The 22845-nt window shown below is 45.8% G+C and carries 18 protein-coding genes and 1 tRNA gene; 13 read left to right on the top strand and 6 right to left on the bottom strand.

Annotation, left to right across the window (positions count from 1 at the left end):
* Positions 1 to 9 precede the first annotated feature (9 nt).
* The 4 genes from AC1YY3_RS05935 to AC1YY3_RS05920 are packed head-to-tail and all read left to right on the top strand — an operon-like array spanning position 10 to position 5762.
* Positions 10 to 1971: a YncE family protein gene (locus tag AC1YY3_RS05935; RefSeq protein ID WP_482194362.1), complete on the top strand. Its 1962-nt coding sequence runs from the start codon at positions 10 to 12 to the stop codon at positions 1969 to 1971.
* 37 nt (positions 1972 to 2008) lie between these two features.
* The gene (locus tag AC1YY3_RS05930) at positions 2009 to 3574 is read left to right on the top strand and encodes a hypothetical protein (RefSeq protein ID WP_481824481.1); all 1566 of its coding nucleotides are present in this window, start codon (positions 2009 to 2011) and stop codon (positions 3572 to 3574) included.
* A gap of 45 nt (positions 3575 to 3619) precedes the next feature.
* On the top strand, positions 3620 to 4150 hold the full coding sequence (locus tag AC1YY3_RS05925; protein ID WP_481824480.1) for an SCO family protein: 531 nt from the start codon (positions 3620 to 3622) through the stop codon (positions 4148 to 4150).
* Complete coding sequence (locus AC1YY3_RS05920) at positions 4131 to 5762, top strand: cytochrome c/ABC transporter substrate-binding protein (protein ID WP_481824479.1); 1632 nt, start codon at positions 4131 to 4133, stop codon at positions 5760 to 5762. Before AC1YY3_RS05925 ends, AC1YY3_RS05920 begins: the two co-directional genes overlap by 20 nt.
* A gap of 129 nt (positions 5763 to 5891) precedes the next feature.
* Here the strand turns inward: AC1YY3_RS05920 and AC1YY3_RS05915 are convergent, their stop codons facing one another.
* The 5 genes from AC1YY3_RS05915 to AC1YY3_RS05895 form a co-directional block, all read right to left on the bottom strand.
* Complete coding sequence (locus AC1YY3_RS05915) at positions 5892 to 8006, bottom strand: Ig-like domain-containing protein (RefSeq protein ID WP_481824478.1); 2115 nt, start codon at positions 8004 to 8006, stop codon at positions 5892 to 5894.
* Positions 8007 to 8736: 730 nt separating this feature from the next.
* Positions 8737 to 9393: an SCO family protein gene (locus AC1YY3_RS05910; protein ID WP_481824477.1), complete on the bottom strand. Its 657-nt coding sequence runs from the start codon at positions 9391 to 9393 to the stop codon at positions 8737 to 8739.
* Positions 9394 to 9422: 29 nt separating this feature from the next.
* Positions 9423 to 11366, bottom strand: a complete 1944-nt coding sequence (locus AC1YY3_RS05905) for a multicopper oxidase family protein (RefSeq protein ID WP_481824476.1) — start codon at positions 11364 to 11366, stop codon at positions 9423 to 9425.
* A gap of 811 nt (positions 11367 to 12177) precedes the next feature.
* The gene (locus AC1YY3_RS05900; protein ID WP_481824475.1) at positions 12178 to 14340 is read right to left on the bottom strand and encodes a YgiQ family radical SAM protein; all 2163 of its coding nucleotides are present in this window, start codon (positions 14338 to 14340) and stop codon (positions 12178 to 12180) included.
* On the bottom strand, positions 14337 to 15140 hold the full coding sequence (locus AC1YY3_RS05895) for a spermine/spermidine synthase domain-containing protein (protein ID WP_481824474.1): 804 nt from the start codon (positions 15138 to 15140) through the stop codon (positions 14337 to 14339). The genes AC1YY3_RS05900 and AC1YY3_RS05895 overlap by 4 nt, the downstream gene beginning before the upstream one ends.
* A gap of 191 nt (positions 15141 to 15331) precedes the next feature.
* Here AC1YY3_RS05895 and AC1YY3_RS05890 point away from each other — a divergent pair.
* The 4 genes from AC1YY3_RS05890 to AC1YY3_RS05875 all read left to right on the top strand — a co-directional run bounded on the left by AC1YY3_RS05890 (position 15332) and on the right by AC1YY3_RS05875 (position 17429).
* Positions 15332 to 15408: transfer RNA gene (locus AC1YY3_RS05890), tRNA-Arg, on the top strand.
* Positions 15409 to 15741: 333 nt separating this feature from the next.
* The gene (locus AC1YY3_RS05885) at positions 15742 to 16362 is read left to right on the top strand and encodes an MlaC/ttg2D family ABC transporter substrate-binding protein (protein WP_481824473.1); all 621 of its coding nucleotides are present in this window, start codon (positions 15742 to 15744) and stop codon (positions 16360 to 16362) included.
* A 213-nt stretch (positions 16363 to 16575) separates the two neighbouring features.
* Positions 16576 to 17007: a YeeE/YedE family protein gene (locus AC1YY3_RS05880; protein ID WP_481824472.1), complete on the top strand. Its 432-nt coding sequence runs from the start codon at positions 16576 to 16578 to the stop codon at positions 17005 to 17007.
* 11 nt (positions 17008 to 17018) lie between these two features.
* Positions 17019 to 17429, top strand: a complete 411-nt coding sequence (locus tag AC1YY3_RS05875; protein ID WP_481824497.1) for a DUF6691 family protein — start codon at positions 17019 to 17021, stop codon at positions 17427 to 17429.
* A gap of 193 nt (positions 17430 to 17622) precedes the next feature.
* Here AC1YY3_RS05875 and AC1YY3_RS05870 read toward each other — a convergent pair whose 3' ends face one another.
* Complete coding sequence (locus AC1YY3_RS05870) at positions 17623 to 18717, bottom strand: AI-2E family transporter (RefSeq protein ID WP_482194361.1); 1095 nt, start codon at positions 18715 to 18717, stop codon at positions 17623 to 17625.
* Positions 18718 to 19050: 333 nt separating this feature from the next.
* On the opposite strand from AC1YY3_RS05870, the gene AC1YY3_RS05865 reads away from it, so the two are divergent.
* From AC1YY3_RS05865 to AC1YY3_RS05845, 5 genes are all read left to right on the top strand, one after another.
* Positions 19051 to 19194, top strand: coding sequence for a hypothetical protein (locus AC1YY3_RS05865; RefSeq protein ID WP_482194360.1), 144 nt, complete (start codon positions 19051 to 19053; stop codon positions 19192 to 19194).
* Positions 19195 to 19284: 90 nt separating this feature from the next.
* Positions 19285 to 19827: a cupredoxin domain-containing protein gene (locus AC1YY3_RS05860; RefSeq protein ID WP_482194367.1), complete on the top strand. Its 543-nt coding sequence runs from the start codon at positions 19285 to 19287 to the stop codon at positions 19825 to 19827.
* Positions 19820 to 21445 carry a b(o/a)3-type cytochrome-c oxidase subunit 1 gene (locus AC1YY3_RS05855; RefSeq protein ID WP_482194359.1) on the top strand — a complete coding sequence of 542 codons (1626 nt, stop codon included), beginning with the start codon at positions 19820 to 19822 and terminating at the stop codon, positions 21443 to 21445. Before AC1YY3_RS05860 ends, AC1YY3_RS05855 begins: the two co-directional genes overlap by 8 nt.
* A gap of 2 nt (positions 21446 to 21447) precedes the next feature.
* Positions 21448 to 22125, top strand: a complete 678-nt coding sequence (locus AC1YY3_RS05850; protein WP_482194358.1) for a c-type cytochrome — start codon at positions 21448 to 21450, stop codon at positions 22123 to 22125.
* 239 nt (positions 22126 to 22364) lie between these two features.
* Positions 22365 to 22845, top strand: a 481-nt coding sequence (locus AC1YY3_RS05845; RefSeq protein ID WP_482194357.1) for a PEP/pyruvate-binding domain-containing protein, incomplete at its 3' end; no start/stop codon positions are given.

The following is a 22845-nucleotide window of genomic DNA, read 5'->3' as shown; positions in this document are numbered from 1 at the left end:
GAGGACGATATGATTCCTATGATAAGGGCTACCGCCAAGCTATTGTTGCTTGCCGCATTTTGTCCATTGGTGGCACAAGCCACGCAAAATGTGAGTCAACATGTTGAAATCCAGGGGATTGACTTGGCTATGCAAGTGGTTAATGTCCCTGTTGGGAAACAAGCTGATCCTGTCGATAGTCAACAGCTAAAAGCAATCCTTAAATTCAATGAAAAACAAACCGGAAAACCGATAACTCAATTACGCCCAAAAGCTTGGTTCTCCCTGCGCCGCTCCGAACAAGTCGCCACCGAAACCAGTTGTGAAGCCAAGGTACGGAGTTTTTCCAGCGGCCAGTTGGCGACTCGTGCCGATGTTGACCTGAACAGTTATTTTTTGTTGACGCTTAACCAGGATAAGACGGTTGCGTTTATTAACCCTCAAGTCTCATCAAGCAGTAAACTGGAAGGCATCGTGCAATTGCCGGAACAAGGCTTGGATTGGGTGTTGACCAAGGATGGCAAATGGCTTTATGTGACGATGCCGAATGCTGCTGCGGTTGCATTGATTGATACGACTACACATAGTCTAGCGACAACAATTTCCACTGGGGCAAGCAGCAAACCGACCCGCATTGCCTTATCCCCTGATGAACAATCGGTATGGGTGGGTTTGGACGGTTCACCGAAAGTTGCCGTTATTGATCGGAGCGAAAAACCTAAAGTTAATGTTGTAACCGTAGACGAAGGATTACATCAAATCAGTTTTACGCCGGACAGTAAGTTTGCTGTTGTAACGAATACTCAAGCCAATACAGTATCCATCATCGAAAATGCCAGCTTGAAGAGACTGGGTGACGTAAAGGTTGGCAATACGCCCTTAAAAGCGGTTTGGGTAGACAAAGCAGAACGGTTTTATGTCGCATCCGTAAATGACAACACCCTTAGCGTTATTGATCCGGTTAAACTTACGAACGAAGCCCAAATTGAAGTCGGTCGTGGCGCGGTCGATGTCGCCGCTGATCCCCAGGGTCGTTATGTATGGGTAGTCAATCAACTCGATGCGAAAGCGTATGTGATTGATTCAGCCACGAATACGAAAATTGCTTTTGCCAATGTGACCGCAGAACCCGACCAGATTACGTTTACCGCTGACTATGCCTATGTTCGGGGGCTAGGCTCGGAAAAGTTCGCGCTGGTGAACAGGAAACAACTGGAAAAATTGCCTGCCCAATCTAGCGAAAAGCAAAATAGGGTATTAGCCGAATTGTCTGTCACCCAAATTCAAGCTGGCGAAAAACCGCCTTCTGCCCTGCCCGATTCAGTCGGTGTTGCCGCCATGATCGCGCCGATACCAGAACAAAATGGCGTAATGGTTGCCAATGCGCCTGGCAAGACCATTTATTACTACGTCGAAGGCATGATGGTGGCTATGGGGACGCTGGATAATTACCGCCGAATTCCAAGAGCCTTGATGATATTAGACCGCAGCTTAAAAGAAACCGCGCAGGGCGTATTCGAAGCCCCAGTAACTGTAGAAAAACCAGGCAATTACGACGTAGCGGTGATGCTAGACCAGCCGCGCATTATTCATTGCTTCACAACAAAACTTGAAGGCAAGGCCACCGGACCTAAACAACAAGAACAGGCAAAAGTTAAACTGGAACTGTTGCCTTTAACAGCACAGCCGTTTGCAAACACAGAAACCTTATTAAGTTTTAAGTTACAAGATGCCGCCTCCGGCAAGCCGATCTCAGGTATTCAAGACGCACGTTTGTTGGCGTTTGAGCCACCTGGGCTTTGGCAAAAACGTGCGTGGCTACAAGAAGTAGATGCAGGGGTTTATCAGGCTGCCGTCACTTTTCCACATGCGGGGAGTTTTAATCTGCTGGTGGAAGCGCAATCCAGTGGTTTGGAATTTACCAAGCAAGCACTGTTAATTGTTAAGGTTCAAGAGCCTTTATCCAAGAGCCAAAACGTAGGACAGAAGTAAATTTTTAACACTAATTAATTCAAGGTTGGAGGATGTTATGAAAAGATTCACATTGCCAAAGCTGATCGCAATGGCATTATTAAGCAATTCAGGATTTGCATACGCCGCCGATCCCGTACCAACGACATCCTTTGGGCTTATTGGCTATATACAAGAATTCAGGATGTGCCAGCCTAGCGATGGTTCGTGGTGCGTCAATCCTAGTGATGCCCGCGCTGGTGCCATCATGAAGGTCAACGGCACTAAAGTCATTATCCCCAAAAACAGTTATATCGTCATGCCCGGTTCTTACCTAAGACCGAAAGCTATTTTTGACATGAAGCTACCCACAACAACGGTGGGAAGTGGATTGGCGCTAGAAGACACCCCTCCCCCACCGTTCCCTTATGTTGCCGATTTAATTGGCAATATAGTCAATGGTGAATACATAGCCGGATTGGCAAACATCATGCAAATACCGCTGCAAATCAGTTCCGGATTTATTAAAGAAATCAGCAGCACTGGTGAATTGCTCATCGGCCCCGAATTGTCCAACCCAACCGTGTCGGCACGGGTAAGATTGAATGATCCCGATATTGGGACGGGTACAGGTCGTTATGGCATAGCACAATCAGCCGACCCGCGTTTTCAAGCAGATCAGGGCAACCCTACCGTCCATGCTGCGACAGGTTATCCTTTGTGTGTGCCTAGAAACACACCGCCTGCGGTTGATGCTGAATGTCCATCATCAAATAGACCTAAAGGAACGGATGGCAAGCCTTTACGCCGCTTTACTATGGGTACGACATTTGCCTTAAGCGATGCACCTCCCTGTGGTGGCGCTTGTGACCCTGAAAAAATGGCTCCCCTTGAAATTGGCGACTATGTGACTTATACAGGAATCCTGGTTAAAGACCCGACACTGGCTGATCCCAATAGCACTTATATTTCTGCTTCTGCTCTTGAAGCAGATTTAGGTATTTACACCGATAAAGGAGAAGATCCTGCCTACTTGTTTATTGAAGTGGCAATTCTGGGTGCTGGCGGCACTGTGTTTCCGGGATTGGATCAAGAAACGGGTCCAGGGAAAGCAGGCGCGTTTGGTGCGGTAATACCCGGTCAAACATTAGTTACCCGCTTCCGTATTGTCGGTTTTACCACCGACCCCAGCAGAAACGTAGATGTTTTTGCCTTAGATCCAGTAAGACCATTAGCAGAAGGCAAATTTACTGAAAGACTTTTATCAAGCCCAGCACCTTCAATAAAGCCACCCTTAGGTCGTTTTGAGATCACTGTCGATCAGCAGGTTTTTATGCCGCCACCCCGAGAAATTCGTGCACGCATTAACGGTATTGATGGCTCAAGCGATTCGTCACCATCAACGGCAGCTAATGGTTTAGTTTATGGCGAATATACCGCTCCCGTAAGCGAGTATATATTCCCTGAAGGTAGAGTGTTCGGCAATAAAAATAAACCAGTGCCAGGTTGGATTCCTGCTAATTTTGAGGACTTATGTTTCCTATCCCGTGGCTGGTGGCCTGATGATGAAGATGCCGCACTGGAACCATTAGACCCTTGGCCTGAATCTGGTCACGGCAGACTAGGCGGTGTTTTTTGTAATTAAAAAACAATAAATATCCAGGTGAAACCCTGTAAAAGCATCATTATTATGCTCCTGATGCTATCGCCAATAATGGCGATAGCATCAGGAGCACTTGTTTTAAGTGAAACAAAATTTAATGCATCAATAGTCGATCAAACCGGAAAAAGGCATCGGTTCCACAACGATTTAATCAAAAACAAAACCGTCGCAATCAATTTTATTTTCACCGCTTGCACCAGTAGCTGTCCGCTTTCTGTCGCTGTTTTCAGGCAAGTCCAGAAGAAACTGGGCAAACAAAAGGTGCAATTAATCACCATCAGTGTCGATCCTGTTAATGATACTCCAGAAAGATTGCTGGAATTCAGCAAAAAATTTAAAGCCGAGCCTGATTGGAGTTTTATAACTGGAGAGAAAACAATCATTTCCGAATTATTAAAAAATCTTGGTGTGTACACCGCTAATAAAAACGACCACAGTAATATCATTATTGTCGGCAATGATGGCAACCACCAATGGACGCGTCTCTATGGCTTCCCCCAAGCCGATGAAATCATCTCAGCACTGAAAAATATCACGGGTGAAAGCAAGCATAAATAGACCTTATCAACAGTGTACTTTAAGCATTAAAGTACTCATCGTGTTGATGTCATTATCAAGCGGCATTATTGACGTTGCTAATGCCGATGAGTCGTTAACCGCCATAGAACTATTAGGACGCAAAATCTATCGGGAAGGTAGCGATGGTAGCCAAAATGAAATTACTACAACCTTAGGTGTTACTGATGATTCCGTTTCCGCCACTACGTTTACTTGCGCCAATTGTCACGGGCTGAAAGGTGAAGGCAAGCAAGAAGGCGGCTTGAATGTTCCGACAATTAGTCCGCAGCATTTGTTTACCAACACACCTGCCAAAAAGGCTTATGACGAAAGCACATTAATCCGCGCAATTACCAAAGGTATTAATGCCCAAGACAAACCCTTAAGCGCCGCCATGCCTAGATATGGATTCACGGACTATCAAGCGCAAGCGTTAGTTGCATACATAAAAATTTTAGGGTCATCAAGCGATGGCGATGCAGGTATAACTGCATCTGAAGTGCAATTGGGCACCGTATTGCCACTAACCAGCACTCAAGCTGCTACCGGAAAACTACTGAAGGCCACCCTGGATGCCTGCATTGCCGAATCGAACAGACATGGGCTAATCTATGGACGCAAAGTTACGTTGACAACATTGGATTCAGGCGGCACTAAAGAGGAAATCCTTGCATCCACCAAGAGATTAATCATTGAAACCAAACCCTTTGCTTTGATCTCAGGATATTTTCCAGAAGTCACTACGGATATTTATCAACTCTTGCAGAACGAAAAAATTCCAGTAATCGCCCCGCTGTCTTTCATACCTAATGAAAGTTCGCCGCCCTCGCCTTCGTTTTTCTATTTTCTGCCCAGTTACGCCGATCAATCGCGCGCCTTGGTCGATTATTGGCTAGCCCAGATGCCAAAGGACAACAGCACAGCAAAACCAAAACTGACTATCGTTTATAGTGATGGGTTGACAAACTTAAACGTGGTCGCGGCGATTCGTGAACAAGTGCAACGCAATAATTTAAATGCGCCAACCGAAATCGTCTTATCCCAAGCTAACTCAAAACAAGATGTTAATCAGCTAATAAAACTGAAAACAGCAAAACCCGATGCTGTTTTCTTTTTAGGAAATACCCAAGAGCTAAAAGACTTCAATTTATTAATGCCAAAATCCGATCATCAACCGATACTATTGGGATTACTGGCAATGTTAGGTGCAAATGTTATCGCTACTCCCGATTTGGCAGCATCCAAGATGCTGTTAGCGACCCCCTTTAACCTGTATGCTCCAGCAATGCGCCAATTCGCAGCCCTGCTAAATCAGCATTCAGTTAGCTTGCAAAGCCCAGGCTTACAACGCATTGCCTGTTCGGCGGTAAATTTTGTGACTGAAGGATTAAAACGCTCCGGCAAACGTTTAAGCCGCGACAAGTTTATCCACGCGTTAGGAGAAATCAAAAATTATTCAGTGGACATTGTGCCGCCGTTCCAGTTCGAACCTAATAACAGGAAAGGCGCAAAAGGTGCTTACATCTTAACTGTAGACATGAAGACCCACAACTTATCACCGCCTAGTGCATGGGTTATTCCTTCCGATGATAGCTTGCTCAGAGATTTCTAAAGCTGCACAAAAAAACGCCGACTCCCTTGCGAGAGTCGGCGTTGGTCTTCCTTGTTATCTGTTCCTATAGGTATTTACCTGCCAGGGAGAAATCATACAACCTCATGATTTCTCCCAGCGTTGATTCCTTTAGTTCCTGACAGTAAGGTTAAAGGGCAACGATTGGGCACCACGACTGCTTTTGACTACGATAGGGCCGGGGCGTTGAGGTGCTGTAGCTCTAAAGCTCCAAGCACCAGTTACGTCTGTCGTTGCAGTTCCTAAGAGGAAGTTGCCACCGTTGCTGTAGACGCTCATCACGACTCCGATCCTTGCTGGTGTATCAGTACCAGAAATCCGCCATTGCGTTTTGCCTGTCCTAAACTCAGCTACGGCTACAGTCACAACTTCTGCCGCATCAACGGTAACCGTAATGCTGCTAGTTGCCGTTTTGTCACCGTCGCTAACAGTGTATTCAATGGTTTTAGCCCCAACAGGCAATGCTGCGGTATAGCTAATCGTATTGCCCACTTTAGTCGCACCTACACCCGTTACAGAAACCAAGGTCAGACCGGCGTTTTCTGGATCAGTATCATTAGTTAATGGATCAATAGTGATAGTGGCACCAACGGCTGCTGAAGCAAAGTCTGGATTCGCTACCGGCGGAAGGTTTCCATTGGTGATTGCAAAATTAACTTTTGAAACGTTGGATACATTTGTGCCATCCGCATCGGTTAGGTAATAACTGAATGTATCCCATCCATTTACACTGTCATTTTGGGTGTAAGACACGGTTTGGTCAGCCTCATTGACCGTGACAGTGCCATGAACAGGCTGTTTAACAATCTTAACTTTATCATTACTTGGATGACACTGATTCCCGTGATCTGAGTCATTGTCAATCACAGCAAATGGAGAACTCGCATCATCAAAATGATCTTCAACAGTCACTAGGCCTGGCAATGCAGGAGTGCTTGCTGTCGTTGTAATAATCAGTTCAGCTCTTCCGCCTTTATTAGACCTGACAATCACTTTAGCTGGCGGCAACGAGACGCTCGGTACATCTTTGACTCCATTCACCAGTTGACCATAAGAAGCGCCATCTGATCCTTGAGCTGACAAAATTGGTAAGTCGTCAGATTTCTTATCACTAGATTCTGCTTCGATATGGAGCGTTTGTGAAACACCATCGTAAACAGCTTGTTTGACGGTTATGTGGTCAACCAAGTTTGCCGTAAAAATCCTGTTCGGCGTTTCGTTAAGATCGCTAAGATAGATTTCTGCAGGTATATTGCTCGTATCAAGTGCTAATTGACCATAGAATTGCGTTGAATTATTTGAGTTTTTTACCAGCGATGTACCGGGTATACCTTCACCAAATAATTTCAATTTTTGCACAGGTTCTCCCAGTGCTTTTACCGATTTAGCATGGACATCTATTTGAACGGAATCACCGTTTGCCGACCTTGAGTAAGTGGCACTTTCGACGTTGGTATTGCTGGGTAATGGATCAGTGTGTACCCTGCCCATTACGGTGAACAAGTCGTTTTCGCTGACACCATCCGGCCCTTCAATTCTGAAGAAGTTAGTGTCGTGCGGACTTCCAGTGACGGTCGTTTCAACGCCTGGATCGGCGATGTAAGTCTTACCATCAACAGTAACAGGCGGCAGAGGTTCGCCGCCGCCGCCCAATTGACCTGATGGCCTCAGGAATGGCCCTATCCGTCCGTTGGCGGCGCATGAAAAATCTGACCCGCATAAGACACCGTGGTCATCGGTAAAAAATACCCGTTCCCCAGCCACTGCGTCAAATTCTTCAACACCGTAGGGGTGAGTAACGGTGTAGTGGCCGGTGGTGGGAGCCACAAAACGGACACGAATACGAGCAAAAACCACTTGGTCTCCAGCGATAGGCACTTCATTGGCAAATGCCGCTTCCATCGCCATGACCAGGAGGGCTTCGCTGCCGTCGGGTAAGATAAGTGAACCGTCGCCCATCCACCAAAACGATTCGTCTGGGAAGTTAGTGGGGAATGTTATGGCCGCATTCGGACTAGGCAGGTCTGCCAAAATACACATACCTGAAGCCCGCTCTGGACCTACAGCAGGAAGGCAAAGATCTAGTGCCAAGCCGTTTGTGTCTTGGTAATAAGTTGGGAAACTTCCTGTTGCCGCAGAAACCGGCCCAGTCAAGTTCAATTCCGCTTGCACTGCCAAGCTTGTCATCGCTAGCGCAGCAGTTATTAGCTTAAATTTCGTTTTCATCAGTTTTCCTCAAATTAAAAAAATAATGCTGAATCGTCAATCCCTGTCGACTCAGGTAAAATTTGGGAGCCATAAATATCGCTACACCATTTGAGCAAATGCTCGATTTTTATCCTAAAAATCTCTAACTCCAAAACTGCTTCAACTCGCCATATGTGACGTATATTTTTCAGTTGATTAATAGAATACTCTTTATAAATCCTACGTATATCCGTACAAACACCTAGTTCGTAGTGAAAAATTACCTTTTAGGTTTTGCCTTCGAATTCGCCTAGATCTCTTGAATCACAAGCTCTCAGCTTTGTAAATTTCCGCTACGCTGTTAACACTGAATAAGCAGCAATACTGCCCATTTGAACGGCGACTATTTGGAATAATGTCTGCCACTACCACTCGGTAAGTATTGCTATCTTGTGTACTAATTTATCCTTAAAAAGCGATGTTTAATATCCGTACTAATACCTAGTCTCGACCGGTATTTGGAGATATTTATTTTTTGTGTGCTATGGAAGTGGCGAAATGAAGGCTATAAGTTGAAAACGTAAATTGCGTTGATGGACAACCTTAGAACCAAATGGGGCATGTTGCTTATACCGTTAAGTTAAAACATGTTTTGAAGTGCAAAGCTTGCTTTGCACTTGTCCGCCACAGGCAAAGCAAGCTTTGCACTCCATTGTTGCTATTATTAGCCCTTAACTTAACGGCATAGTATTAGAAATCCCCTGCTGCCTTAACCCATCATTTCAGTTAACACGGGGCGGCTGCCATTTGGCTCCATCCAGCGCAGGTATTCGGCAATGTATTTAGGATCACCCATTGCCGGACTCATGCCCCATCTTTCCAGAGATTCAATGCCAAACTTGACGACACCGATGTGCTGACTTCTGTCCTTATCGATGGCAGGATCGGTAAAACTAAAGCCAAGCTGCCTTCTAAGCATTTCTACGTCATCTTTTTTGCCAGTCAGAAATGTCCAGCCCGGTTGGACATGAAACAGTTCCGCATAAGCTTTTAGCACTTCAGGCGTATCGTGTTCTGGCTCTAGGGAGATGGAATACATAAAAACGTCCTTACCCACCCTATCGCCCAATTCTTTTTGGACTTGTCTCAAGTTAGCCGTCATGCCTGGGCAAATATCACCGCAACGTGCGTACATAAAGTTAATCATTACCGTTTTGTTTTTGATTAAATCGTCATAGAACTTAACAACCTTGCCTTCGTGAGTTACCAATGGAATATTGGCAAATGCCTGCTTTCTACGCAGTACAGGATCAGCTTTACTTAAGCTATCAACACCGAATTTGGCTGAACTCGCTGGCAATGTAGCTAATGCCGCAACCCCCAGGGTTGCCCCACCCATACTTTTAATAAAATCTCTTTTGTTCATGGCTATATCCTCTTAAATTTCTGTCCTAGTTACTTGCCGGCATTTGGGTCGGTTGGAGACACCAGCTTCCAGCGAACCATCATGCCGTGGTCTTCATGAACAACGTTGTGGCAGTGCAAGGGGTAATCGCCATACCAATCACGAAACTGCATGTAAACTGTCAACTTGCCTGTATTCGATGTACCTTGTGCAGCCTTACCAATCCTGACCACATCTTTTCTGGACTTATCGTCGAGTGCAGGGTTACCACCATCACGGCTTATTACCTGAAATTCTTCATGATGCGTATGGATGGGATGTGCCCAGCCACCACCGGAAGTAAACGTCCATTCTTCCGCAGTCCCCTCCACTGGATAAGCACTGATTTTTGACGGGTTAAATAACTCCCCATTAACTGTCCAAGCGCCATTTTTAGTATCGAAACTGAATGTGCGTTTTTTTACGACTGGATTGGCAGAACGATTTGGCATCGGTACCATCACTTGTGTTTGCAACGTAGCCAACGGTGCGCTGAAATCATCAGCGACATCACCCACAATAAATTTGAGCAATTGTGTTTTAGTGCTTGAAGGTAAGATCTTTCCAGTAGGGCCTTTACCGTCGGTTTGTTCTAGGCGATTTTCCAGATATATCACGGTACCTGGCGCATATTGGCTAAAGTCAATAATAACGTCGGCACGTTCTGCCACACCTAAACGGATACTAGAAACAACTTGTGCTCTAGGAAGCAAATTCCCACAGTTTGCGATGCGGGTCATTTTGGAACCATTGCTTAATGACAGCTCAATAAACCGTGAAGGGCCTGCATCCAAAAAGCGGAAACGGTATTTACGGCGCTTAACGTCCAGATAAGGCTTAATCTTAAGGTTGACGGTTTGATGGTCACCGACTATGCCTTCAAGATTAAATGTGTCAAAAAACAATTGTCCACTTTGATCGAACACCTTGTCGGCAAACATTAAAGGAATATCGTATTCACCGCTAGGTAGTCTTAAGCCAGTACTTTCATCACCGGTATCGAGATCAATATCATCGCTAAACAAGGTGTAAAAAGAGGCCATACCTTTGTAAACATTCGCCGCCGTAAAATCGAAGCGATGGTCATGAAACCAAAGTGAGCTTTGGGTTTCTTGCCAATCACCTGGACACCACTTATCACCACGGAAAGTGCCATTCTTGTGGGTGCTGGCGAATCCGGCACGAATATTGGGATACCAAAAATCGTACCATTTACCGGAATCCCAAAAACGCAGTGGCCCACCATCGGATTCAGGTGGGTTGTGAGCGTTATGCAAATGTGGCGAAATTTGGTTGATGCCAAAACCTTGGTTATCCCTGCCATCTTTAGGTAAACCGTTGTACATACGCATCAAAACGGGCTTGCCGTAGTGTGCTTTGAAACGCAAAACACCGGCAGCATCAGAATTCAGGTCTGTGTAAGCCCACACTTTGGAATTCAAACCGCGTCCATCGCTGTCGGAATAAAAATTCCAGTCGAGTTCCTTAGCCATCATTTCGTATTTAGTGCAGGCAGCGAAGCCGCCTAATTCTTCCCAGCGTTGGTGTTTTTCAGTACGCGCTTCAGAGAATTCTTCATCTTCCCCGAATTCACCTTTACCTGGATTTAAACGCGTGTGCTTTGATTCGCACTGGCCTTCATCTCCTTCTGGTCCAGAAAAAGCACCGACGGAAACTGGGGTTTTGGGTATAGGCAAAGGTTCAGACCAGGGCATAGTGCAGGGAGGGCTGATAATATTTCCAGAAGAGTCACCATCTTTGGCTTCCGCTAAATTAGGCAGAAAAACGCCTCCGCCGATAGCAGTCAAACCGCCCACACCAGCAGTCAAGCCCATTTTGAACAATTCCCGGCGCGATATTTTTGCATCCTGGATGTCTCTGACTTCTTTCATATAACGCGCAACAGCTTTTTCTTGACGACTAAAGCTTGTTGCTTTGATAATTTTCTTTAACATGACATTTTCCCTTCAAATTAACTGTTGCGTCAAAACCACTAAAACCTGTTTTTACTGCTAAATATTTGGATTTATTCGTTACTTAATACAATACGCCGTATAAATTTTTCGTATATCCGTACAACTACCTAGTCCGGTGTGGAAAACTACCTTTTTGGGCTGTTTTCCGTGAATCCACCGACTTTTTTTGCCAATTACAAATTTTTACTTTCCAATACTTTTTAGTAAGCGGTATTGCTGAGTAATTCGAGCTAAAAGGATTCTCTAAAAGCTCGCTTCAGTAAGAACTGATGTCTTGTGCAGTAATTTATTACTAAAAAGATGTGTTTAATATCCGTACGAATACCTAGTCCCTCGTCGTTTCAGGTACGATTTAATTTTTTTGGTGTGGAAGTGATGAAATGTAACTACAGAATGAAAACGCAAGTGCGTTGCTGCGCGGGTAGGGATTTGGGAATATCGAGAAATGCGGTAGAACCAATCAACATTTTGCTATGTTGGGTTGGTCATCTGAACGGGATACGGTTATTTTTAGGATTAGCGTGGCATTTATCTATAGGAGGACTATAGGGAATTTGGACTGAGTTTTAATAGTCGCTTTGCTGACCCCCCACTTTTGGTTATTTAAATAAATGTGGCAGCAGATGGATTGTGTTAATACACAACCGCATTTAGCGTATCTGCATAATTGTCATCGCAAGAATAGCACTTTGATGTGCCGAAATGACTAGTTAAGTACTCTAACCAATTGTATTTACTAAGACTGATAGCTTAATAAGATGGTATCAAGGCGAATACCCTGATACCACACTCATTTTTTACCTTTGACAGGATAGCTGGTGCGGACTTTTTTAACGCTTCCGTTTTTGTAATCGAATCCAGTGTGCTTGGTTTTAAAAGACTGGACTTTCCTAGGGGCGTCTTCAAAACCTTTTGGTTGAAAGGTAGGTATCAAATGGTGCTTACCGTTACCAATTAGATCGCTGCGGCCCATATCCTTTAGAGCTACACGCAATAACGGCCAGTTTTTAGGGTCGTGATAACGCAAAAATGCCTTGTGCAATCGGCGTTGCTTTTCGCCTTTTGGAATAGCAATATCTTCTGCTTTGTGGCTGATTTTTCGTAAGGTATCTTTGCCGGAATGGTACATGGCGGTGGCAATTGCCATAGGAGACGGCAAAAAGGCTTGTACTTGGTCCGCCCTGAAACCATTGCGCTTTAGCCATAACGCCAGATTGAGCATGTCGTTATCTGTTGTACCTGGGTGCGCGGCGATAAAATAGGGAATCAGGTATTGTTCTTTGCCCGCTTCTTTTGAATACTTGTCGAACATCTCCTTAAAGCGGTCATAACTCCCCATGCCCGGTTTCATCATCTTGGATAGCGGCTCTTGTTCGGTATGTTCGGGAGCAATTTTAAGATAGCCGCCGACATGGTGGGTAACCAATTCCTTAACGTACTCAGGTGATGTAACCGCCAAGTCGTAACGCAAGCCTGAGGCGATAAAGATTTTTTTGATTCCAGGCAAAGCCCTCGCCCGTCGATAAAGCTTGATAAGCGAGCTATGGTCGGTATTAAGGTTAGGACAGATACCTGGAAAAACGCACGATGGCAAGCGGCAAGCGGATTCAATCTTTGGGTCTTTGCAAGCCAGTCGATACATGTTGGCTGTGGGGCCACCTAGATCAGAAATATGTCCGGTAAAGTTGGGCGAAGTATCGCGGATGGCTTCAATTTCTTTGATAATGGAATCTTCAGAGCGGCTTTGAATAATGCGCCCTTCATGCTCGGTAATCGAACAAAAAGTACAGCCACCAAAACAGCCGCGCATGATGTTGACCGAGTGTTGGATCATTTCAAACGCGGGAACGTTGGCATTGCCATAGTCTTTATGCGGAACGCGCGAATAAGGCAAATCATATACGCCATCCATTTCTTTCGTGGTCAATGGAATGGGCGGCGGATTGACCCAAATCTGCCGTGTGCCGTGCTGCTGGATTAACGGACGGGCATTACCGGGATTGGTTTCACCGTGCATGACGCGGGACGCATGGGCATACAGGATAGCATCGTCGGCAACCGCTTCATAAGCGGGCAAACGGATCACTGTTTTTGCCCTTTGCGCCTTTGCTAACAAATGCCTGTCAAACCGGATTACATTTTCGTCTGCATTCAAGTCAGGTGGTTTTTTATCACAAGCAGGTTGTTCCTGATAAGGATCGACAATGGTCGAAAGCGCTCCCGGCTTATCGAAATGGGTGGAGTCTTTGATTACCCAGCCTTCCGGAATTTGCTTGACATAATGGACTGTGCCGCGAATTCCGGTGAGGTCTGTAATTGTTTCGCCATTTCCCAAACGATGGGCAACTTCCACAATCTGCCGCTCGGCATTGCCATAAACCAACAAGTCGGCCTTGGAATCCAGCAACACGGATTTGCGAACCTTATCAGACCAATAGTCATAATGCGCTATGCGCCTTAAACTGGCTTCTATACCACCAATGATAATCGGCACATCTTTAAACGCTTCTCGGCAACGGTGCGAATACACATTAACCGCTCGGTCGGGTCGCTTACCCGCCGCGCCATCAGGTGTGTAAGCATCGTTCGAGCGAATTTTTTTATCGGACGTATAACGGTTGACCATAGAGTCCATATTGCCGCCTGTCACGCCAAAAAACAGGTTGGGGCGACCCAGCTTGGTGAATTCTTTAGCACTTGTCCAATCCGGCTGGGAAATAATGCCCACCCTAAAGCCTTGCGCTTCCAGCAGCCGCCCGATCAACGCCATGCCAAAGCTGGGATGGTCAATATACGCATCGCCAGTCACCAGAATGACATCGCAAGCATCCCAACCCAGTTCGTCCATTTCGTCACGGCTCATGGGCAAAACAGGCGCTACGCCAAATCGCTGCGCCCAGTACTTGCGATAGCTAAAAAGATTAGGTGCGGCTTGTGAATCTGGAGACATCATTTTGAGATAACTGTATGAATGGAGTAAGCATTGTGCTTATTAAAATCTTTTAAAAATTTGGAAAATTCGATCTGGTATTGCTGTTCAAGTTCAATCGCCCGTACCTTGAGTGCCTTCAAGTCGTACTGGGGAATGTCCTGATTGAACGCCACGGTTATCATATTGCCGCGATTACGGACAGGCAAAATCAACACTTTCCCGTTAAAAACCTGTTCCAGCCAATGCAAGCAAGAACCGTACAACTTCGCTTCCGATCCCCACAGGTTGATGACCAAAATACCATCTGGTTTCAGCAAGATTTTACAGGCATCGAAAAAAGCGATAGACGCAATAGAATCTGCCATACCTTCACTGTCAAACGCATCAACCAGAATCAAATCGTGCTGCCCTGCCTCCGTTTGAGCGTGTTGACAAACATAACTGCCGCCATCGTCAACGATAACCTTCAAACGTGAATTCAGTGGCAAACCGAAGTGACTACGCGCAACTTTAACAACACTTGCCCGGTATTCAACTGCTTTAACACGGCATTCTGGGAAATGGTACAGCAAGTGTCTAGCCAACGAACCGCCACCCAAGCCGATAATTAACGCATCGTCCACCGTGTCTTTAAACAACAACCAACTGGTCATCGCCCGTGTGTAAGGCAATTGAAGGTTTTCGGGATCATACAGGGAAATACTGCTTTGCCGAGAACTTGAGCCAAAATGCAGTGATCTGACCGCCTTTTCTTCGACAACCTCAAGGACACCTTCATCGTCATGGTTTTGGTAAATCACCAAACCATCGTATTTGTACATAGCAAAAAAACAGGGGCTGTAAACTCTAAACCCTTATTATACACAAGTTTACAGTATGCTAATGAGGGTATTACGAGAGCAGAGAGGGGCTATTCGATAATGCAGCGCAGTATCTTGGCAACGCTGATTTATTAACATGAGTTTCCAAAATAAAACCACATAATAGTCCTATGCTAGAATATGCACACTAAGCCCCGATAGCTCAGTAGGATAGAGCGGTCCCCTCCTAAGGGACAGGCCGGTGGTTCGAATCCGCCTCGGGGCACCAGTTAAATCTGTAATGGTCAACAAAAACCAGACACATTTTTAGACAGCCTTCCTATAAAAATTCCGCTCAAAATGCAGCAGGGCTTGATAGCCGTGTTTGAATGAGGTCGTTTACCCTTGTAAAAGGTCACGTAATCAATTCAAACCGACCCATAAAATAGCATTTTCGAATCAAAAGAAAGTCAAATTTCAGCTTAATAAGGAATCGAAATTCAAAAGGCAAGTTGTTTTTATTTTGAGCGAAATCAAAGCCTGCAACGAAAATCGCATTTAATATGCAAGTGCTATCTTTTTCGGATTAAATACTGTGCCAAATCAAACAAAGCCTTATGCAATGATCAGACTAATTCTGGCATTATTAGCGTTGTTGCCTATTGAAAAAGTATTTTCTGAAGCATTCCACCCCTCTCAACAAGTCATCAAGCATATCTCAGAAACCTTACAGCAAAAACTCCAGGCTAAGGTTTTTACTCAGGATTTTGTCCGAGTGACATGTTTCGTAAATGACGTAATTGAACCGCATACGGATTTCGACAAGATCGCACCGTTAGTGCTGGGCAAGCACTGGAAAACCGCCACCCCAAAGGAAAAAGAACGCTTTAAAAAAGAATTCCAAACCCTGTTAATCAGGGCGTATTCTAGGGCGTTTGTTGAGTACAGTGATTGGACAATCCAATACCTGACGCATGAGGTCGCAAAAGATGCCGCAAAAGTACTGGTAAAAACGACAGTCTTGCAGCGCAGTCTACAACCAGTTGAAGTCAATTACCGGATGTTTCTGGTTAATGGTGAATGGAAGACCTACGATATTTTGATCGACGGCGTGAGCCTGGTGACAAATTACCGCTCAACCTTTAACGACAAAATAAACAAGTCGGGTTCATTAACCGCTGTCATTGATGATTTAGCCATTCGGAATGCGGATGCGTTGAAAGGCAAACATCGAGAATACTAATGGACACTGAACACGTCCTTTGATTCTCAAGACAAACGGTATAGTGTTGTTCCCGTTCTTGGTAAACCATGAATGGAATCAATCTGTTCAAAGATTACCAAATATAGGTGTCGTAAAAATATTTGGTTTTATGTAGAGAACATATTCTGTCGGTGATACGCCCTTGGGAGTCCGGCGGACAATTGAAATTCTGTAACTAACGCGAGGTAATTCATGGAAAACTTCACTCCTTATTCTGCCCTGTTCGGTGGCATCCTTATTGGGCTGGCAGCCTCCTTGCTATTGTTGTGCAATGGGCGGATTGCTGGGATCAGCGGTGTCATGGGCGGTTTAATTAACACGACCAAAGAAGAGTTTTATTGGCGTTTCGCTTTTCTGATAGGCATCGTTATCAGTGCCTTTTTGCTCAAGCATTTTCAGCCTGAGCTTTATCATCCCCGCGAACATTTCCCGATCTGGTTGTTGGCATCGAGCGGATTCCTGGTTGGTTTTGGTACCCGTATGGGGAATGGTTGCACTAGCGGACACGCGATTTGCGGCATAGCTCGGCTGTCCATGCGTTCGATTGCGGCGACATCAACCTTTATGGTAAGCGGTTTTTTGACGGTTTACTGTATACGTCACGTTCTGGGGATTTCGGTATGAGATTAATCTTGATGAGTTTATTGAGCGGTACTTTATTTGGCATAGGTTTGGCTTTGTCCCAAATGACTAATCCCGACAAAGTGATTAATTTTCTGGATCTTGCCGGAAACTGGGATTCCAGCTTGCTTTTCGTTATGTTTGGTGCGCTTGCCGTCACCTTGCTGTCGTTCAGTAAGATACTTAAACGCTCTGGATCTCTATTTGACAAACAATTTTACTTATCAAACAAGTCTGCTATTGATAAGCCACTGATTATAGGTGCGGCAATTTTCGGGATCGGATGGGGAATGAGCGGGTACTGCCCAGAGCCATCCGTTGCCGGATTGGGATTAGTAAATATTGAGGCGGTTGTAATGGTTTGCGCTATCTATCTGGGTTTTTTTGCTCATGGTGTATATCAACGTATGAGCAAAGATAGCTAAGTTATTCGGCAAAAAGCTTATCCACAGCCCGTTACAGGTAAGTTGAACCACCGCGATACCTGTCAGTCGCAAAACTAATATCAGGTAGGCGTAGAAACTAGCCTTGTTCCAAATGTTCAAGAGCATAAACCTGCACCAATAAGCTCAAATCAATTTTCCACAATGGTTTGTCTGTCAATTTACCTGTTGAATTTCAGTCTGGCTTATCTTGATGTAATGATGATTTTTGCTGATTGGTATTAAGTTGCCGTAACCACGCTTGCCAGACTGCCAGTAAAACCGACAGGATGATCGGGCCTAAAAACAGACCCACTGCACCAAAAGCGACAAGTCCGCCGAAAACACCGAACAGCACAACTAAAAATGGTATCTGCCCAGCGCCGCTGATAACCAAAGGCCGGATGACGTTATCCACCGTGCTAATGGCAAAAAACCCCCAAAGCAACAAGCCTATTCCCTGCCAAAATTGACCTGAAAGCATCAAGCTGAAACTAACAGGCAACCATATCAAGGTGGCTCCCATAGGGATCATGGCTAGTAATGCGGTAATTGCAGCCAATAACACGGGCGCATTCACTCCCGCGACAGCATATCCGACACCCGCCATCAAGCCCTGCCCCAAAGCGGCAAGCACTAGGCCATAGACCACGGCGTGGGCTGTGTCTCCGGCTGCCTTTAGATAGATATTCTGGTATTTGCCCAAAAAATAACTGAGTCCATGCCGTAATTGGTCGATACCTTGGCAACCATCACGGAAACAAAAAAACAAGGTCACTAAAATGAAGCCAAGCTTCATGATGTAGCGCCCCACACCGCCAAGAAATCTGCCAAATTCGCCTAACCATTGTTTTGCCCAGTTAATGACCTGTGTTTTCATTCCGGCTTGATCGGCATTTAATTGGTCGAGATGCTGTTGCAGATAATTACCTAACCAGGGAATTTGGCTGATATTTTCGGGTAATTGCTTGGGCGGATGGGCAAAATTCGTCAGTAGGACCTGATAAACAACATTGATCTCTCCTTGCAACATAATCACCAGCCAATAGATCGCCAAGGCGAAAACTGCAGAAATAATTCCTGTCATTACAACAGCACTCAACGTTGCATTATTATTTAATTTTTCTTTAAGCCATTGATAAGGCGGCCACATAATGTAAGCAATAATAAATGCCCAGGTAATAATGGGTAAAAATTCACGCAATACGGCATAACTGAGCCAGATAAGCCCAGCCAGCAATACTCCAGGAATGGCATATTTAATGGGGGAATTACGCAAAAATTCGTTCATAGCCTTGCCTTTAGGTATTGATTTTTTGAGCGGGAAGCTGACATCGATTGTACCAAAACTTTACCACAGTGCTTGCCTTAGTGGGCTTTCCAAGCTCGATGAAACGCGAAATGCCCCTCCCTAAAAACTAAGGCAATTGCCGTTCCTGACAACTCAACATGCAAAACCTACAGCCATTTGTTTGATCCAAATCAAATTCCCGTTCGATGCTTACGTTAAACTGCAACGGCTTTTAAACCAACAAGCTGCATATTACAGTTAGGTATTCAGAAAATTTTTACCTAGCTTTGTACGCCGCCTTATTTCTAAAAATTCAACGAGGCAATCAGTCAAATGAATGAGGAAGAACGTCTACGTATTCTTGCAAGCACGCCGGTCGGAACGTTTGCTTTACTGGCTGCTGTTATTGGTAGCATGGTTATTGCTTGGCTGTTTCTTTATTTTGGCGTGTTTATTCCGCGCGGCATCATCAATTAGGGCGAGCTTATGCAGATAGACAGCATCGTCCAAAGATGTCACGACTTGGCAGGCAAAACCGTGGATTTTCTCCAGGATTTTATTGCCCAAATGCGGACAGTCCATGTTGACTCTTTGGAACAGAAATGGATCAAGATCGCGCTGCTGATTATTGGCCTATTGGTTGGCATTATCACAATAGACGCCTTCTTTCATGGCGTTAACCCGCCCAGTAAAGTTGAGACCATCGATTCAGCACGGCTGCATTTGAGCAAGGAGTTTGCGGAAAGCAACTTGGGCGTACAATTGGATGACAAGGGCGCAATAGTTGTCAGGATGGTGGCGGGGCGTTATTCCTTTTTCCCCAAACATATCTCGGTCCCCGCCGAAACCAAGCTGACTTTCCGTTGGGTGAGCATGGATGTGTTGCACGGTGTGCATATACCTATGACCAATATGAGCACGATGATAGTCCCAGGCTATGTGGCGGAAATAACAACGTCCTTTCCCAAACCCGGCGAATACCCGGTGTTATGCAATGAGTACTGCGGCTTAGGCCACAACCACATGTGGAGCAACATAAGCGTGATCGCCAAAGAAGATTGGCAAGCGCCCACACATACAATTGCCAACAAGGAAGCCAACAATGGATGATGCAACAGAACGTAAACTGACATTAAGCCATTTATGGGTGGCCTTTGGTGCCTTTATCCTGGCCTGTTTCATGGGTGAATACCAAGTTCTGGAGCGCAGCGGCCTTATTTCCGCGCTGGATTCACCCACGGTATATTTTGCTTCGGTCAGTACGCACGGCGTGTTGATGGGCTTTGTCCTGACCACTTTCTTTATCATGGGATTTGGTTATTACACTGCGACGACTAGCTTGAAAATGCCAGTTTGGAATCTCAAACTGGCTTGGGTCGGCTTCTGGATTTCCTTGTTGGGCACTGTGATGGCGGCTGTGCCGCTACTTACGGGCAAGGCTTCCGTCCTATATACTTTCTATTTGCCAATTCAAGCGCATGTCGCGTTTTACTTTGGGGCCGTATTGCTGGTTGTTGGTTCGTGGCTTTGGTGCGGCATCATGCTGGTGATGTTTAGCCAATGGAAAAAAAGTCATCCTAAACAACCCGTACCCTTAGCCATGTTTGCCACCACCGCCAACGCCTTATTATGGCTGTGGACTAGCGTGGGCGTGGCCTTGGAAGTGCTATTCCAAGCGATTCCGCTGGCATTGGGTTGGATAGATACCGTCGATGCCGGCTTGGCTAGGACTTTATTTGCCTGGACCTTGCACCCCATCGTGTATTTCTGGTTGATCCCCGCTTACATCGCCTTTTATGTTTTTGTCCCTAAACAAGCGGGTGGATTTTTGTTTAGTGATGAAGTGGCGAGGGCAGCATTCATTGTCTTGGTCGTATTTGGCTTGCCCATTGGTTTCCATCATCTTTACATGGATCCCGAACAGGCCAGCGGCTGGAAACTGTTGCACGGCATCGGTACTTTCGTGGTATCCCTGCCCACATTAGTGACAGGTTTCACCGTGATCGCATCATTAGAAATTGCCGGACGCTTGCGAGGCGGTAAAGGGCTGTTTGGTTGGATTGGCACATTGCCTTGGACTAATACGATGGTGTTGTCAGTGATATTGTCGTTGCTGATGCTCATCCTGGGCGGTTTTGGCGGGATCATCAATGCCAGTTACGCCATGAATGCGATGATCCACAATACCGCTTGGGTTCCAGGCCACTTCCACCTGATTTTTGCTGGCACGACTGTCATTATGTACTTTGCCATTGCTTATTACTTATGGCCTGTACTCCTGCGTAAGCCCTTGTTTTCAAATTCAATGGCGTTAATTCAATTATGGACTTGGTTTATCGGCATGGGCATCTTGACCACGCCATGGCATGTGTTGGGCTTGCTTGGACAACCTCGCCGCATCTCCACCGTGGTTTACAACACCTTATTGACCTTGGCTTGGAAACCCTATGAGCTTGCCATGATATTTGGTGGCTTGATACTGTTGGGATCAGCTTGCTTATTCATCTATAACCTGGTCAAGACACAGTTAAACCCAGCCCCAGCAGAATTTAACCAACAAATTGAATATGCCGACCCTATCCATCCAGTTGAATCTATACCCGAATATCTCAATGACTTTAAACTTTGGAATCGCGTTATTGCCGTATTGATGGCGATCAGTTTTGGTGTGCCGATCTTACAGTTCTTCTTTATGGACACCTTTGGTTCACCGGCTTGGGGATATTGATGATGGCTCGAATTCTTGTACTGATAATGGCGTTTACTGCGCCTATCCTAGTCAATGCTGCCGAAACTGGATCACAGATTGCCTGGACGACCGAAACCTTGAAACTGGTCAAAAACGGCAATGCTGCGAAAGGCAAAAATCTGGCCGAATCTTGCAAAGCCTGTCATGGTCTCCGGGGCGAAGGTACACCAGCCGAAACCAGGGACGATGAAACTTTCCCTGCTATTCCGGCACTGGCAGGTCAAAACGCCAATTATATGTTTAAGCAATTGCGCGATTATTTTAACGATGACCGCAGCAACGATACCATGACAGCTATCGCCAAAGGCTTATCGGAACAGGATGCCGCTGATTTGGCGGTTTGGTATGCGTCCTTGTCGTTGCCAAAATCAGCTGGTAAGAGCCAGGATATTGCCAAAGCCGAAACCTTGGTGGAAGCAGGTGACGGCAAACGCATACTTCCGCCTTGCTTTGTCTGTCACGGTGCAAACGGACAAGGCGAAAAGCTTGACATCCCCAGCCTGGCAGGGCAGCAAGCGGATTATTTTGAACGGACGCTGATGCAATACCGTAGCGGTGAACGCCATAACGACATTTATAGCCGGATGCGCTTGGTTGCAAAACAACTGAGCGAAGCTGAGATTAAGGTGTTGGCTAATTATTATCAGCAACTTAGATAACGATCATTCCGTGGCAGTAGTTGTAATCGTGTGGTATATCCCTATCGGGTAGTGGGCTAAATCTGTATTTTTTGAAGGGCTTGTCGGCTTCATAACCTAAAGGTCACAAGTGCCTGTGAGTCGCTTGCATTTTGGAGTGACAAACCTAGGTTTGTCACTCCGCCCTATCGAAAAATTGATGGTTTGTGACCTGACGGATTGTTTATAAGTTTGCGCCACCAGAGCATTAGGAGAACAGCATGCTTCAGCAAAAAAACTACATCCGCTGGTTTAACGAGTTGACTATCGACGATATTCCCTTAGTGGGCGGCAAGAACGCCTCATTGGGCGAAATGGTTCGTGAGTTGCTACCGCAAGGCATCAATATCCCTAACGGTTTCGCCATTACCGCCGAAGCTTATCGCTATATGCTGGATGAAGCAGATGCTTGGAAGGAATTGCATTCGGCGTTGGACGAGCTTGATGCAGATAACATGGAAGACTTGGCTAAATGTGCCCGTAAGGCCAGGGAAATCATTTATGCCGCCCCCTTGCCCCACTTGCTTGAACAGCAAATTCTTGCGGCTTATCGCCAGCTTCAAGACCAGTATGGCGAGGATCTGAGCCTTGCCGTCCGCAGTTCTGCCACTGCGGAAGACTTACCTACCGCCAGCTTTGCCGGGCAGCAAGACACTTTCCTCAATATCCGTGGCGAGCAAGCCTTATTGGAAGCCTGCAAAC

The organism is Methyloglobulus sp., from assembly GCF_964779595.1.
This window is presented reverse-complemented; position numbering and strand designations above follow the sequence as displayed.